The organism is Agrobacterium sp. SUL3 (assembly GCF_001263295.1).
In the GTDB taxonomy this organism is placed as follows: domain Bacteria; phylum Pseudomonadota; class Alphaproteobacteria; order Rhizobiales; family Rhizobiaceae; genus Agrobacterium; species Agrobacterium tomkonis.
The window spans coordinates 38,143-51,350 of record NZ_KQ414511.1 but is presented as its reverse complement, the minus strand read 5'-3'; the positions used below and the strand labels follow the sequence as shown (position 1 = coordinate 51,350).

At 60.2% G+C, this 13,208-nt stretch carries 13 protein-coding genes; 11 read left to right on the top strand and 2 right to left on the bottom strand.

Features of this window, described 5'->3' with window-relative positions:
* Positions 1 to 150: 150 nt before the first annotated feature.
* From AKG12_RS21385 to rarD, 6 genes are all read left to right on the top strand, one after another.
* Complete coding sequence (locus AKG12_RS21385; RefSeq protein ID WP_082178992.1) at positions 151 to 519, top strand: endonuclease domain-containing protein; 369 nt, start codon at positions 151 to 153, stop codon at positions 517 to 519.
* Positions 516 to 992 (top strand): GFA family protein, encoded by a 477-nt coding sequence (locus AKG12_RS21380; protein ID WP_052820338.1) that lies wholly within the window; start codon positions 516 to 518, stop codon positions 990 to 992. The genes AKG12_RS21385 and AKG12_RS21380 overlap by 4 nt, the downstream gene beginning before the upstream one ends.
* Entirely contained in the window at positions 989 to 1,450 is a 462-nt protein-coding gene (locus tag AKG12_RS21375; protein ID WP_046798790.1) for a GFA family protein, read from the top strand. The genes AKG12_RS21380 and AKG12_RS21375 overlap by 4 nt, the downstream gene beginning before the upstream one ends.
* Complete coding sequence (locus tag AKG12_RS21370; protein WP_046798789.1) at positions 1,450 to 1,935, top strand: GFA family protein; 486 nt, start codon at positions 1,450 to 1,452, stop codon at positions 1,933 to 1,935. Before AKG12_RS21375 ends, AKG12_RS21370 begins: the two co-directional genes overlap by 1 nt.
* Entirely contained in the window at positions 1,932 to 2,888 is a 957-nt protein-coding gene (pip, locus tag AKG12_RS21365; RefSeq protein ID WP_052820337.1) for a prolyl aminopeptidase, read from the top strand. The genes AKG12_RS21370 and pip overlap by 4 nt, the downstream gene beginning before the upstream one ends.
* A 217-nt stretch (positions 2,889 to 3,105) precedes the next feature.
* Positions 3,106 to 4,014 carry an EamA family transporter RarD gene (rarD, locus tag AKG12_RS21360; protein WP_052820336.1) on the top strand — a complete coding sequence of 303 codons (909 nt, stop codon included), beginning with the start codon at positions 3,106 to 3,108 and terminating at the stop codon, positions 4,012 to 4,014.
* Positions 4,015 to 4,067: 53 nt separating this feature from the next.
* Here the strand turns inward: rarD and AKG12_RS21355 are convergent, their stop codons facing one another.
* A complete protein-coding gene (locus AKG12_RS21355) occupies positions 4,068 to 5,828 on the bottom strand; it encodes a peptidoglycan D,D-transpeptidase FtsI family protein (protein ID WP_052820335.1) in 1,761 nt (586 codons plus the stop codon).
* Between the two features lie 242 nt (positions 5,829 to 6,070).
* On the bottom strand, positions 6,071 to 6,691 hold the full coding sequence (locus AKG12_RS21350) for an LOG family protein (RefSeq protein WP_080842185.1): 621 nt from the start codon (positions 6,689 to 6,691) through the stop codon (positions 6,071 to 6,073).
* 156 nt (positions 6,692 to 6,847) lie between these two features.
* Here AKG12_RS21350 and AKG12_RS21345 point away from each other — a divergent pair, with 156 nt between their 5' ends.
* From AKG12_RS21345 to AKG12_RS31090, 5 genes are all read left to right on the top strand, one after another.
* Positions 6,848 to 8,881: a LysM peptidoglycan-binding domain-containing protein gene (locus AKG12_RS21345; RefSeq protein ID WP_052820333.1), complete on the top strand. Its 2,034-nt coding sequence runs from the start codon at positions 6,848 to 6,850 to the stop codon at positions 8,879 to 8,881.
* A 106-nt stretch (positions 8,882 to 8,987) separates the two neighbouring features.
* A complete protein-coding gene (locus AKG12_RS21340) occupies positions 8,988 to 10,874 on the top strand; it encodes an ABCB family ABC transporter ATP-binding protein/permease (protein WP_052820332.1) in 1,887 nt (628 codons plus the stop codon).
* Positions 10,875 to 11,038: 164 nt separating this feature from the next.
* Positions 11,039 to 11,737, top strand: a complete 699-nt coding sequence (locus AKG12_RS21335) for a phosphatidylserine decarboxylase (protein ID WP_046798782.1) — start codon at positions 11,039 to 11,041, stop codon at positions 11,735 to 11,737.
* A 24-nt stretch (positions 11,738 to 11,761) separates the two neighbouring features.
* A complete protein-coding gene (pssA, locus tag AKG12_RS21330) occupies positions 11,762 to 12,631 on the top strand; it encodes a CDP-diacylglycerol--serine O-phosphatidyltransferase (RefSeq protein WP_046798781.1) in 870 nt (289 codons plus the stop codon).
* 171 nt (positions 12,632 to 12,802) lie between these two features.
* Positions 12,803 to 12,934: a hypothetical protein gene (locus AKG12_RS31090; protein ID WP_263135246.1), complete on the top strand. Its 132-nt coding sequence runs from the start codon at positions 12,803 to 12,805 to the stop codon at positions 12,932 to 12,934.
* Positions 12,935 to 13,208 lie beyond the last annotated feature (274 nt).

The window sequence follows — 13,208 nt, the reverse complement described above, 5'->3', positions numbered from 1 at the left end:
GTGGAGTGGCGGTAGAGCGTCTTGCTGATCTCCCCCCTTGAGGGGGAGATGCCCGGCAGGGCAGAGGGGGGTAAGCCCCACGACACGCCCTTGCTTTCACCCACACCATACTCCAATCTCGCGGCACCCCATCAAGCTGCGAGCATCTCAATGCCCCACGCCAAGGTCGAGCTGAAACACCGGGAATATGCCCGGCAGATGCGAAAAGCCATGACCGACGCAGAACTGAAGCTTTGGAACGCCGTCCGCGCTCATCGTCTCGAAGGTATGGCCTTCAGACGCCAGCTACCTGTCGCCGGATATATCGTTGATTTCGCCTGCCCCTCGCATAAGATCATCGTCGAGCTCGATGGGTTGCAGCACTCGGAAGATGCTGCGGCAAGCTATGATCACCAGAGAACACAGACGTTTGAGGAACTTGGCTGGACCGTCCTCCGCTTCTGGAACGATGATATCCTGAAAGACATAGACAATGTCTGTCTCCACATTATCCGAACGGTAAAGGAGAACCAACCATGACCACCCATACCGGCGGATGCCAGTGCGGCGCGATCCGTTTTCGCGCCATCGGTGATCTGAAAGACAGTTCGATCTGTCATTGCCGCATGTGCCAGAAGGCTTTCGGGGCTTATTATGCGCCGCTGGTCTCCGTACGCGACGTTGAATTCGAATGGACGCGTGGTGAGCCGAAGCGCTTCCAGTCCTCCAGCGTGGTCAAGCGCGGCTTCTGCCCGGAATGCGGAACGCCGCTAACCTATGAGGCGCCGGATGGCATGGCGGTGGCGGCCGGGGCATTCGATGATCCCGCGGCACTGCCGCCGACCATTCAGTGGGGAGTGGAGCGCAAGATCGATTTCGTCGACAGCATCCACACGCTTCCTGCCGTTCCAACAGAAGACGACCTGACGCAGGTGGACTATCTTGCCGATCTCGTTTCCTATCAACATCCCGACCATGACACTGAAAGCTGGCCACCGGAGAGCGGAAAATGAATGAAGCGGGCTTTTCCGGCGGCTGCCAGTGCGGTGCCGTGCGTTTCCATGCGGGCAAGCTTGGCCGGGCCTCCATCTGCCATTGCCGCATGTGCCAGAAACATTTCGGCAATTTCTTCGGTGCGCTGGTCAGCGCCGATCAGGCGCATCTGGTCTGGACACGCGGCCAGCCTGCCCTCTTCCGCTCCTCAACCAAAATCCATCGCGGTTTCTGCAACAAATGCGGCACGCCGCTGACCTATCATTATCCGGGAGGCGTGGAGATCGCCATCGGCGCTTTCGATGAACCGGAGCGGATCGAGCCGCAGGTGCAGGTCAACTTTCACAAGCGCATGCCGTGGATCGAGCAGCTGTTTTCCAAACCGGCCGTGGATCAGGGCGTGGACGAGGCGGAGATCAACTCCTATCAGCATCCGGATCACGACACTCAAGTCTGGCCGCCGGAAGAAGGTCGCTGATGGGCGAACTGACGGGCTTTTCCGGCGGATGCCAGTGCGGCGCAGTGCGTTACCGGATCGAGGGCGGGTTGCGTTATCCGCATCTGTGCCATTGCCGCATGTGCCAGAAGGCATCAGGCAACTATTTCATGCCGCTTGCGGCAAGTACCCTCACGCAGTTTGAGATGACCCGCGGCGAGGCATCATGGTTCCAGTCTTCCGACCATGTGCGCCGCGGTTTCTGCGGTCGTTGCGGCACGCCGCTCTTCTATGACATGCCGGGGGCCGATTTCATCAATATCACCCTCGGTTCGCTGGATGAGCCGCAGCGGATAAGACCCGAAGCGCAGTCCAATCTTGCCAGCAAGATGCACTGGTTTTCCGAGCTCGACGGCTTGCCGGTCGAGCCGGAACCTGCAACGGATGACGCGCCCGCGCCGGTGAACAGCCGGCAGCATCCGGACCAAGACACGGCCAAATGGCCACCAGAGGATATTGACCCATGACCGAAGAATTGCGCGGCTTTTACCCCGAGATCGAACCTTTCGAGACCGGCATGCTCGATGTCGGCGATGGGCATGTGATCTATTGGGAACGGGTGGGCACACGCGGTGCGAAACCGGCGATTTTCCTGCATGGCGGCCCGGGTGGCGGGGTGAACCCCACGCATCGCCGCGTTTTTGATCCGGCGCTGTATGACGTCATCCTGTTCGATCAGCGCGGCTGCGGCCGCTCCATCCCCCATGCGGAACTGGAGGCCAACACCACCTGGCATCTGGTCGCTGACATTGAAAGGCTGCGCGAGCTTTGCGGCTTTGAAAAATGGCTGGTTTTCGGCGGGTCCTGGGGCTCGACGCTGGCGCTCGCCTATGCCGAGACCCATCCAAACCACGTCAGCGAACTCGTCCTGCGCGGCATCTACACTGTCACCCGGCCGGAACTGGACTGGTACTACCAGTTTGGCGTTTCGGAAATGTATCCGGACCAGTGGGAAAAATTCATCGCGCCCATCCCGGAAGCTGAGCGCGGCGAGATGATGCAGGCCTATAATCGCTATCTCACCGGCGCTGACGAGGCAAAGAAGCTTGAGTGCGCCAAGGCATGGAGCCAGTGGGAAGGCGCGACCATCGAGCTCGTTACCGATCCTGACCGCGTCGAGGATTTCGGCGAGGACAAATATGCCATCGCTTTTGCGCGCATCGAGAACCACTTCTTCGTTAATGCCGGCTGGCTGGAAGAAGGGCAACTGCTGCGCGATGCCGGCAAGCTCAAGGATATTCCTGGTGTCATCGTGCACGGGCGTTACGACATGCCCTGCCCGCTGAAATATGCCTGGCAGCTGGCCAAGGCCTGGCCGAAGGCGGATTTCCACATTATCGAGGCGGCTGGACACGCGATGAGTGAGCCCGGCATTCTTGACCAGCTGATCCGCGCCAACGATCACTTTGCCGGGAAATAAGAGTCTTTTCAGCGACTTGAAACGGCCGGGTGAGACAATGAATCACGCGGGATTTCCCGCGTGAATCCCCCGGACGGTTACCATGGCAGCTTATTTCAAGAGCAAAGCGCCTGTTATTCATGCAGTTTTTCTCATGAACCCTTCACGGAAATGAATTGGCCGCCACTGTGGCGATCCGCTATAAAACGCCATCCGAACAATTTTGGCGGCACTCCCCATGGCACTCGACAAATCGCTCCCGGCCCAAGAGGGCGGCGACAGCGCGCGCGGTTTTGCTTTCGCGCTCTCCGCATATCTGCTGTGGGGCTTTCTTCCCTTTTACATGAAAGCGGTTGCGCATATTTCGCCAATCGAAGTCATCGTGCATCGCGTCATCTGGTCTGTACCGATCGCGGCGGTCGTGCTGATTGCGCTCGGGCGCACGGCGGAAATCCGCTCAGCACTGAAAAACCCGAAGATGCTGGCCATGGCGAGCCTCACCGCCGCCCTCATCAGCATCAACTGGGGCGTCTATATCTGGTCGATCGGCGCGGGGCGTGCGCTTGATGCCGCACTTGGCTATTTCATCAATCCGCTGTTCAGCATCTTTCTGGGTGCCGTGCTGCTGAAGGAAAAGCTCTACCCGGCGCAGATCGCCGCCATCAGCCTCGTGGCGGTCGCGGTGGCGATCCTCACCTGGCATGCCGGCAGCCTGCCCTGGGTGTCCATCGCGCTTACTGTCTCCTGGGGTTTTTACGCCTTTTTCCGCAAGACATTGCCGATTGGTGCGACGCAGGGCTTCCTGCTGGAAGTCATGCTCCTGTCCATTCCGGCCGTGCTGGTCATGGCCTGGCTGGGCTTCAGCGGACAGGCCCATTTCATGGGCGGCAATTCTGCCGACACCTGGCTTCTGGCAGCAAGCGGCGTGATCACCGCCGTTCCGCTCATTCTCTACGGCAATGGCGCAAAGCTGCTGCGGCTGTCGACCATCGGCATCATGCAATATATCGCGCCGACGATGATCTTCCTCATCGCCATCTTCGTCTTCAAGGAGCCGTTCGACATGGTGCGCATGGCCGCCTTTGCGATGATCTGGGTAGCGCTGGCGATCTATACCGGCTCAAGCCTGATGCGGCTCAAGCGGTAATCCAGACTGCTTCCCCCCGTTCCCTTACTCATCACGGGAATGAGGAGAGGTGGTCAATAATCCACCAGCAATTGCGGGTTCGCATCATAACCGAAACGCGGCTTGACGCCGAGAAGGCCCGCCGTCTGGGCGATGATTTCGCGGGTCATGGGGGCTGCGGTGGAGGCCGCCGTGCGCCCGCCGTTCACGCCGGTCCTCGGAGCGTCGATCATCGTCAGCACGACATATTTCGGCCTATGCATGGGAAAACCGGCCACGAAGGCGTTGAAATTGATATCCTTGGCGTAACGGCCGTTGATCACCTTGTCGGCGGTTCCGGTCTTGCCGCCCACATGAAATCCTTCCACCTGCGCGCCGCGGCCGGAGCCCTTGATACCGTTCCAGTTGAACAGGTAACGCATATCGGCACTCGTCCTGTCGTTGATGACGGTGCGCGCGAGCGATGCGGCAGCTTCTTTCGAACGTGGCAGGAAGGTCGGCGAAATCAGGTTTCCGCCATTGATCAGCGCGGCGGCGGCCACCGCCGTCTGCAACGGCGTGGTGGCAACGCCATGGCCGAAAGAGATGGTGACGGAATTGATCTTCTTCCAGTTTTTCGGCTGGGTGGGTGTCGCCACACCCGGCATTTCCGTGTCCATTCTGGTAAGCAGCCCGAGTTTCGTCAGGAACTGCTGGTGGCCTTCGACGCCGACCTTGTCGGCCACCGCCGCCGTGCCGATATTCGATGAATATTGAAACACTTCCGGAATGGAGAGCGGCCGGTTCCGGCCCTTGAAATCCTTGATGGTGAAGCCGCCCATGCGGATCGGCCGCGACGCATCGACCACCGAATTCAGCGTGATCGCCCCCGCATCCAGCCCCATGGCCAGCGTGAAGCTCTTGAAGGTGGAGCCCATCTCGAAGGTGGCGTTGCTCATCCGGTTGAACCAGCCCTTCTCATACTCCTTGTCGATGCTGCCATCGGCAAGGGTGCGGGAAGGTTCGTTCGGATCGTAATCCGGCACGGAGGCCATGGCCAGCACCTCGCCCGTCTCCACATCGAGGATTACTGAGCCCGCCGCTTCGGCCTGATAGGCGCTTTTCGCCTTCACGACGACTTCACGGACGATGTTCTGCACCCTGAGATCGATGGAGAGCCGCACCGGCTCCAGTGGCGCGCCGCTGGCAAGACCCACGGCGCGCAGATCGGCAAGGCCCTGCTGGTCGAGGTAACGCTCCATGCCGGCAAGGCCCTGATTATCGACATTCACGTGGCCGATAATGTGCGAAGCGGTGGGGCCACCCGGATAAAAGCGCCGCTTTTCCGGCCGGAAGCCGATGCCCGGTATGCCGAGGTTGAGAATATCCGCCTGCTGCCGGGGCGTCAGCTGACGTCGCAGCCACTGGAAGCCGGTATCCGAGCGCAATCGGCGGTGCGTGTCGCGCCAGTCGAGATTGGGGATGACGGTCGCCAGCTTCTCCACCACCTCATCCGGATCGACCACCCGGCGCGGATCGGCATAAAGCGACACCATGTTGAGATCGGTGGCCAGGAGCTTGCCGTTGCGGTCAACGATATCAGGCCGTGACGCGACGGCGGTGGCGCCGGTGTTGATCCAGGCGGTTGCGACGGGGTCCGCAAGTCCATATTGAACGAGGCGCGCAGCCACGACCGCATAGATGGCGATGAAGACGGCGATCAGGATACCGAGCCGCATTCGCGTATCCACCCGGCGGCGGGCGCCGGCGCCAAGCACGCCTTCCCTGCCCCGCAGCGGGCTTCTCTGAACAATGAAATGCGCCCGGCTTTTAAGCCGCACCACAAAAGCAATCATTTCCTGATGCACCCAATCTCATGGCGGCGAAACGAGAGTCCGCGACAGCCAACGCCTTGGTGACGCTGGCACAGGATCAGTCGCGGGGCCATGAAAAGAGCGGGCGGAGCGATGCCGCTGTTAAATCTGTATTAATATACACTTAAAATTATAATGAAGCGCGTGGCGGTTCATTAACGATTTTTCGGTGCGCGACGCATGCCGTTATCCCGAAACCGCTGCACGCTCTCGAATGACATGTGTCAGAGGCGGGAAATGACCGAAGGGTCGCCTTCCGGGTTCTGCTGGGCCAGCGCCCGGTCGATGATGGCGGGCACGATGTCCTTCACCTCGTCGACGACAAGCGGGTTCAACAGGTGGGCGCGGTGGATGAAACCCTGGTCGCGCATGTGCTGCACCAGTTCCAGCATCGGGTTCCAGAAGCCGTTGATATTGGCAAAGACCATCGGCTTGGCGTGACGGCCGAGCTGCGCCCAGGTCATGATCTCGACGATCTCCTCCAGCGTGCCGACACCACCCGGCAGGGTTACGAAGGCATCCGAGCGCTCGAACATCATATGTTTGCGCTCATGCATGTCCTTGGTAACGACAAGCTCGTTCAATTGTCCGAGAGAATGGCGCGTTGCCTCCATATCGACCAGAAATTCCGGTATGATGCCGGTTACTTCGCCGCCATTGGACAGAACGCCGCTGGCAACCGCGCCCATGATGCCCTTGGTGCCGCCGCCGTAAACGAGGCGGATGCCGTTTTCGGCAATGGATTTCCCAAGCGCGCGGCCTGCTTCCATATGAGCTGGATCACGTCCGGGCTGGGAGCCGCAATAAACGCAGATGGATCGAATCGCTGTATTTTTGTCCGTCATGAGAGGAAGGAACTATGCGGGATGCTGCACGTCAAGAAAATTTGGGAAATCCCTTGTAAATATGGCCTTTTGGCCACACGCCGCTTGTCTGGCGCAAGGTAAGACGCTAGCAATCTCAACTCGTGTGAAAAGCTTGAAATACCCGGAGATTCCAGGATGAAAAACAATAAAGCCGGTTTGCTGGCGCTGATCGTGCTGGGCATCGCGTCCCTGCTCATGATCTTTTTCGTCCTGCCGAGGATTTCCAACGACGGCAAACCGATCGGTGACGCCATCAACGAGGCGGGCAACGCCGTGAAGAACAGCGTCGAAATGGGCGGCGACAAGGCGGGCGACATCCTGTCCGACGCTGCCGAGGAAACCGCCAATATCGCCGACAAGGTCGGGCGTCTTGCGGCCTCTGCAACCCAGTCGATCAAGGATCTGACAACGCTTTTCGCCGACAGCAAGGTTCCCTCCGACGCCGATTTCGCAGCGGCGCGCAAAAAGGTCGAAGCTTCGCTCAAAGAGCTGACCAATATCGAAATCCCGGAATCGCTGGACGAAACGACGTCGCGGCTGATCACCACGGCGCGCACGGCGGCCGAACGCACCACGGCCTTCCTGCGCGGCCTGCCCGACAATGCGGCAGCGGCCGCAGCCCAGATCCGCCGCCTGGCAGGTGTTTTCGCCGGGACCGACGATGGCGCAGCGCAGCCGGCACAGCCCGCCGCCGCACCTGCCGTCCCAGCACCGGCCGGTGCTGCCCAGGCAACGCCCGGCGTACCGACCTTTGACGTGTTGCGCGTCGAGCCGGATGGTTCGGCTGTGGTCGCCGGCAAGGCGCAGCCGGGTGCCAAGCTCGAAATTCTCAGCAATGGCAAGGTGATCGCCCAGACCACCATCGACGGCACCGGCGATTTCGCCGCGGTTTTCGACAATCCCCTGCCACCGGGTGACCATGAGCTGGTGCTGCGCTCCACCGACACCAGCGGCAAGGCAACACAATCCGAAGAAGTGGCAACCGTTTCGGTGCCCAACAGCAAGGCCGGCGAACTTCTGGCGATGGTTTCCAGGCCCGGTGAAGCAAGCCGCGTGCTGGCGATGCCGGAGGCCGCACCTCCGGCACTGCAGACCGAACAATCGGGACAGCCCGCAGCGGCACCCACCGAAACCGGCAATGCCGCCACCACGCCTGCAGCCGTTGCCGGAGTGACGGCGCCGCCTGCTGCCGGTTCCGTTCCGGCTCAGGCAGCTGCCTCGACCGTTCAGGTCACAGCCGTGGAATTTGAAGGATCGAAGATTTTCGTTGCGGGTTCCGCGCCCGCCGGTTCGACCGTACGCGCATTGGTCGATGACCGGGAGATCGGCAAGAGCGTTACGGAAGCCTCCGGGCATTTCGTCGTCGAGGGTGATGTCGATCTTGCCGTTGGCAGCCATATCGTCACCGTCGAGGAACTGAATGCCGACGGCACGGTGAAGCTGCGCGTACGTGTTCCCTTCGAGCGGCCGCAGACCGATCAGGCAACCGTTGCCATGCAGGCGCCCACCGCTTCGCCCGCCGCCACCGCAGTCGCGCCGGCTGAAAACCAGAGCACGGCAAGCGACCGCGCCACATTTGAAAAGCTGCGTGACGACGTTTCCAAGGCTTTCGGCATTCTTTCCAATCTCTACAAGGATCAGGCGACGCCGGCGCTCGATCAGGCAATTGCCGGCCGCTCCGCGGTGGTGATTGGCCTGAAATCGCTCTCCGAGTTCCGCACCGCCGCGGCAACAGAGCCAGCCTTCACCGCCTTTGCAGGTGGCATCACCGCCAAGGCGCGTGATCTGCTGGCATCGGTCGAGGCATGGCCGAATGATGTGGCGGCCATCGGCAAGGGCATCGCATCGCTCGCCAGCCGGTTGACCGAACTCCACATTACGGCGCCAGCCGCGCCCGCGCCGCCAGCGCCCGCCGGTCCGCAGACCTTCGAGCAGGCCCCGCTTGCCGAAAGCCAGAACAGCGTCATCATCCGCCGCGGCGATACGCTGTGGCAGATTTCCCGGCGTGTTTATGGACAGGGCGTGCGTTACACGACGATCTACCTCGCCAATGAGGACCAGATCAAAAACCCTGATCTCATCGAGCCCGGTCAGATTTTCGGTGTACCGGAAAAGGCCCTGCCGAATGCGGAGGAACTTCACCGCAAACGGCTGAAGGGCGGCTCTTAAGGCGCTGAAGAGGTTGCGGTGAACCCGCGACAATCCCACCTGTGACAAGCACGGCGGCGAAAGCCGCCGTCCTGCTGTCGGCTTCCGGCAGTGACCGGAGAGAATGATGGCCACGAAGAAAAAAACCATTTCGGCGGATTCCAGCAATCCCACCCAGACCCTGATCAATCTCTGGCCCTATATGTGGCCTGAAGGACGTCTGGACCTGAAGATGCGGGTGGTCTGGGCCACCGTGTTCCTAGTTGTCGCCAAACTGGTGCTGATCCTCGTCCCCTATTTTTTCAAATGGGCGACGGATGCGCTGAACGGCAGACTGGACATGGCAGGGCTGGTTCCGGCCTTCCTGCTCGGCGCGGTCGCTCTGGTCATCGCCTATAATCTGACGCGGCTGATACAGGTCGGGCTCAACCAACTGCGCGATTCGCTGTTTGCCAGCGTCGGCCAGCATGCCGTGCGCCAGCTCGCTTACAGAACCTTCGTGCACATGCACCGGCTTTCGCTGCGCTTCCATCTGGAGCGCAAGACCGGCGGGCTTTCGCGGGTTATCGAGCGTGGCACCAAGGGCATCGAAACCATTGTCCGTTTCACCATTCTCAACACCGCGCCGACCTTCATCGAATTCCTGCTGACGGCTGTTATTTTCTGGTCGTCATATGGGTTTTCCTATGTGCTGGTCACCGTCATCACCGTCTGGGCCTATATCTGGTTCACCGTGCGAGCCAGCAACTGGCGCATCTCCATTCGCCGCGCCATGAATGACAGCGACACCGACGCCAATACCAAGGCAATCGACTCGCTTCTGAACTTCGAGACCGTCAAATATTTCGGTAACGAGGAGATGGAGGCGAAGCGCTTCGACGTTGCGATGGAGCGTTACGAAAAATCGGCGATCTCGATCTGGACATCGCTCGGCTGGCTGAACTTCGGCCAGGGTGTGATCTTCGGCATCGGTTCCACCGTCATGATGGTGATGTCGGCGCTGGCCGTGCAGCGCGGCGAACAGACCATCGGCGATTTCGTCTTCGTCAATGCGCTGCTGCTGCAGCTTTCCGTGCCGCTGAACTTCATCGGTTTCGTTTACCGCGAAATCCGCCAGGGTCTGACCGACATAGAGCAGATGTTCGACCTTCTCGAGGTCGAGGCCGAGGTTACCGACAAGGCGGATGCGAAACCGCTTGGCGCCGGCCCCGGCGCCATCTCGTTCCGCGACGTGCATTTTGCCTATGATCCGGAAAGGCCGATTTTGAAGGGCGTTTCCTTCGATGTCCCCGCCGGCAAGACGGTGGCGATCGTCGGGCCCTCGGGGGCAGGAAAATCGACGATCTCGCGGCTGCTTTATCGTTTCTACGATATTCAGGAAGGCGCCGTCACAATCGACGGGCAGGATATTCGCGACGTGACGCAAAAGAGCCTGCGTTCGGTGATCGGCATGGTTCCGCAGGATACCGTACTGTTCAACGACACGCTCGCCTACAACATCCGCTACGGCCGCCCCTCGGCAACGCAGGAGGATGTCATGGCCGCAGCGGATGCGGCGCAGATCAGCGCCTTCATCGGCAAGCTGCCGGAGGGTTACGCCACCATGGTCGGCGAACGGGGCCTGAAACTGTCGGGTGGTGAAAAGCAGCGCGTGGCGATTGCCCGGACCATCCTCAAGGCCCCGCCGATCCTCATTCTCGACGAGGCGACTTCAGCGCTCGATACGCATACCGAACAGGAAATCCAGAGCGCGCTCGACATCGTCTCGAAAAACCGCACCACACTGGTCATCGCCCATCGTCTTTCCACAGTCATCCACGCGGACGAAATCATCGTGCTGAAGGAAGGCCAGATCGCCGAGCGTGGAACACATGCTTCGCTGATGGCGCAGAACGGCCTCTACGCCTCGATGTGGAGCCGCCAGCGCGAAGCCATCCGGGCGGAAGAGATGCTGCGCCATGTTCGCGAAACCGACGATCTCGGCGTTGTGGACCGCGGCGAACCGGCGCATTGACGGGCATAAACCCCGGGGAACCGGGATCGCAGATCCGCCGGGCCATTGCCGGGCGGGTCGTTTGGCTGTAACCAGCTAGGCAAAATTTGTCGCATTGCCGTGTGGATCGTGTCGTATCACGACCACATATAGACGTGACAACGGAAACCGGAGCAAGGAATCTCATGAGTCTGTTCGACACCATTCGCAACACCATCGTACCGATCCACAAGGAAGGTTACGTCTTTGTCGCCGCCTTCTTCGTCGCGTCGCTGGTGCTCGGCTGGATTTCCGAACCGCTATTCTGGGTCGGTCTCGTGCTGACGGCCTGGTGCGCCTATTTCTTTCGCGACCCCGAGCGCGTTACACCACAGGATGACGACCTGATCATCAGCCCCGCCGACGGCAAGGTTTCCGCCGTGCAGACCGTCGTTCCGCCGCTGGAGCTGGAACTCGGCAAGGAGCCGATGGTGCGCATCTCGGTATTCATGAACGTGTTCAACTGCCATGTGAACCGCGCCCCGGTACGCGGCCGCATCGTCAATGTCGCCTATCGCCCCGGCCTCTTCCTCAATGCGGAAGTGGACAAGGCTTCTGAAGACAATGAGCGCAACGGTCTCGTCATCGAGACGGCGCATGGCAAGGTCGGCGTGGTGCAGATCGCCGGCATGGTTGCCCGCCGTATCGTCTGCTGGGTCAAGCCGAATGAACCTGTTGATGCCGGTGAGCGTTTCGGCCTTATCCGTTTCGGTTCGCGTCTCGACATCTTCCTGCCGGAAGGTTTCCAGCCACGCGTTTCCGTCGGCCAGACGGCGATTGCCGGTGAAACCGTGCTTGCCGAATTCGGCTCCGCCAAGGGCCCGGTCATCAGCCGCCGCGGCTGATGATAATCAGGAAGGGCATGCGCCATGGAAACGCCGATCATCGAGCCGCAACAGAACGGAAAACAGGAGAGCCGCAAGGATAGCGGCCGGGGACCACGCCTGCGGGAAATTCCCTTCCGCCTCGTGATACCCAATCTCATCACCGTTCTGGCCATCTGTGCGGGCCTGAGCGGCGTTCGCCTCGCCATCGAAGGCCGCTTTGAGCTGGCCGTTGGCATGGTGCTGCTCGCCGCCTTCCTCGACGGCATCGACGGGCGCATCGCCCGCATGATGAAGGCGACATCCAAATTCGGCGAACAGATGGATAGTCTGGCGGACATCGTCAATTTCGGTGTCGCCCCTGCCCTGGTGGTCTATGCCTATCTGCTCGATCAGGCACGCTCCATCGGCTGGATCGCCGCGCTCATCTATGTCATTGCCGCCGGCCTGCGCCTGGCACGCTTCAACGTGATGATCGAACGGCCGGTGAAAGCGCCCTGGCAGAACGAATTCTTCGTGGGTGTTCCGGCTCCCATGGGCGCCATGCTGGTGCTTCTGCCGGTCTATCTCGGCTTCCTCGGCGTGGAGCCGGACAAGCCCTTCGCCTACGTCGCCGCCGCCTATACCGTACTGATCGGTTATCTCCTCATCAGCCGTTTGCCGGTCTGGTCGGGAAAATCAGGCACCAGCCGCATTCGCCGCGATCTGGTGCTGCCGATGATCCTCGTCGTCGTGCTTTATGTGGCGATGTTGATGAGCTTCACCTGGGAAGTGCTGGTTCTGACGGTTGCCGCCTATCTCGTCTTCATTCCCATCAGCGCGCGCCTGTGGCACCGCCGCTACGGCACGCTGACCATCGAAGAAGACGCGCATGATGATGCGAATGGCGGAAACGGCCTCGATCGCGGCATTTGAAACCATAGGTTTATTTTTCCCGCAGGACCTTGCCGGCGGATGTGGCGCAAAATGTCGCATCCCCAAAAGCCGGCTTCATTTTTTTTCGCCTCGAATCCGTCAAGATTACCCCCGAAAAAGGGGCTTCACACGCTTCGCACAGGCGAATGGCGTGAATTATGGAGAAGAGAAATGACGAACGAGACGAAGGCACAGCCGCAGGCGAAGCCGGACCTCAAAAGCCACTACCGCCCGCTCGGACTGAAGGCCGTGGCGGCCGCAGCCCTGATGCTGAAGCGCAAGCCAGTCGTCAAACCCGCCTGAAAACATTCAGTTTTTTGGCCAGCGGTTTTCGGATCAACTGGTGGATCGGGTCTAGAATCAACATTCCCCGACAGAATTTCAGCAATCGCGCGGCGCCTTTAACGGCGCCGTTTTTTTATCCGGCATGCAGCATGAACGGCCGGTATTCATAAATTCAGGAACTTTTTGTAACGAAGCAGCAACGAAAGTGAAGTAAAAAGCGCGGCCTCTACGAAACGTCTGTACGAGCGCAAACGTATAGACTAGTGAATAACAAAGAATTTTCTATTTTTCG

Bases quoted from the DNA above. Each gene is read 5' to 3' on its own strand.
- AKG12_RS21385 (WP_082178992.1), top strand. From the start codon at position 151: ATGCCCCACGCCAAGGTCGAGCTGAAACACCGGGAATATGCCCGGCAG.
- AKG12_RS21380 (WP_052820338.1), top strand. From the start codon at position 516: ATGACCACCCATACCGGCGGATGCCAGTGCGGCGCGATCCGTTTTCGC.
- AKG12_RS21375 (WP_046798790.1), top strand. From the start codon at position 989: ATGAATGAAGCGGGCTTTTCCGGCGGCTGCCAGTGCGGTGCCGTGCGT.
- AKG12_RS21370 (WP_046798789.1), top strand. From the start codon at position 1,450: ATGGGCGAACTGACGGGCTTTTCCGGCGGATGCCAGTGCGGCGCAGTG.
- pip (WP_052820337.1), top strand. From the start codon at position 1,932: ATGACCGAAGAATTGCGCGGCTTTTACCCCGAGATCGAACCTTTCGAG.
- rarD (WP_052820336.1), top strand. From the start codon at position 3,106: ATGGCACTCGACAAATCGCTCCCGGCCCAAGAGGGCGGCGACAGCGCG.
- AKG12_RS21355 (WP_052820335.1), bottom strand. From the start codon at position 5,828: ATGATTGCTTTTGTGGTGCGGCTTAAAAGCCGGGCGCATTTCATTGTT.
- AKG12_RS21350 (WP_080842185.1), bottom strand. From the start codon at position 6,691: ATGACGGACAAAAATACAGCGATTCGATCCATCTGCGTTTATTGCGGC.
- AKG12_RS21345 (WP_052820333.1), top strand. From the start codon at position 6,848: ATGAAAAACAATAAAGCCGGTTTGCTGGCGCTGATCGTGCTGGGCATC.
- AKG12_RS21340 (WP_052820332.1), top strand. From the start codon at position 8,988: ATGGCCACGAAGAAAAAAACCATTTCGGCGGATTCCAGCAATCCCACC.
- AKG12_RS21335 (WP_046798782.1), top strand. From the start codon at position 11,039: ATGAGTCTGTTCGACACCATTCGCAACACCATCGTACCGATCCACAAG.
- pssA (WP_046798781.1), top strand. From the start codon at position 11,762: ATGGAAACGCCGATCATCGAGCCGCAACAGAACGGAAAACAGGAGAGC.
- AKG12_RS31090 (WP_263135246.1), top strand. From the start codon at position 12,803: ATGACGAACGAGACGAAGGCACAGCCGCAGGCGAAGCCGGACCTCAAA.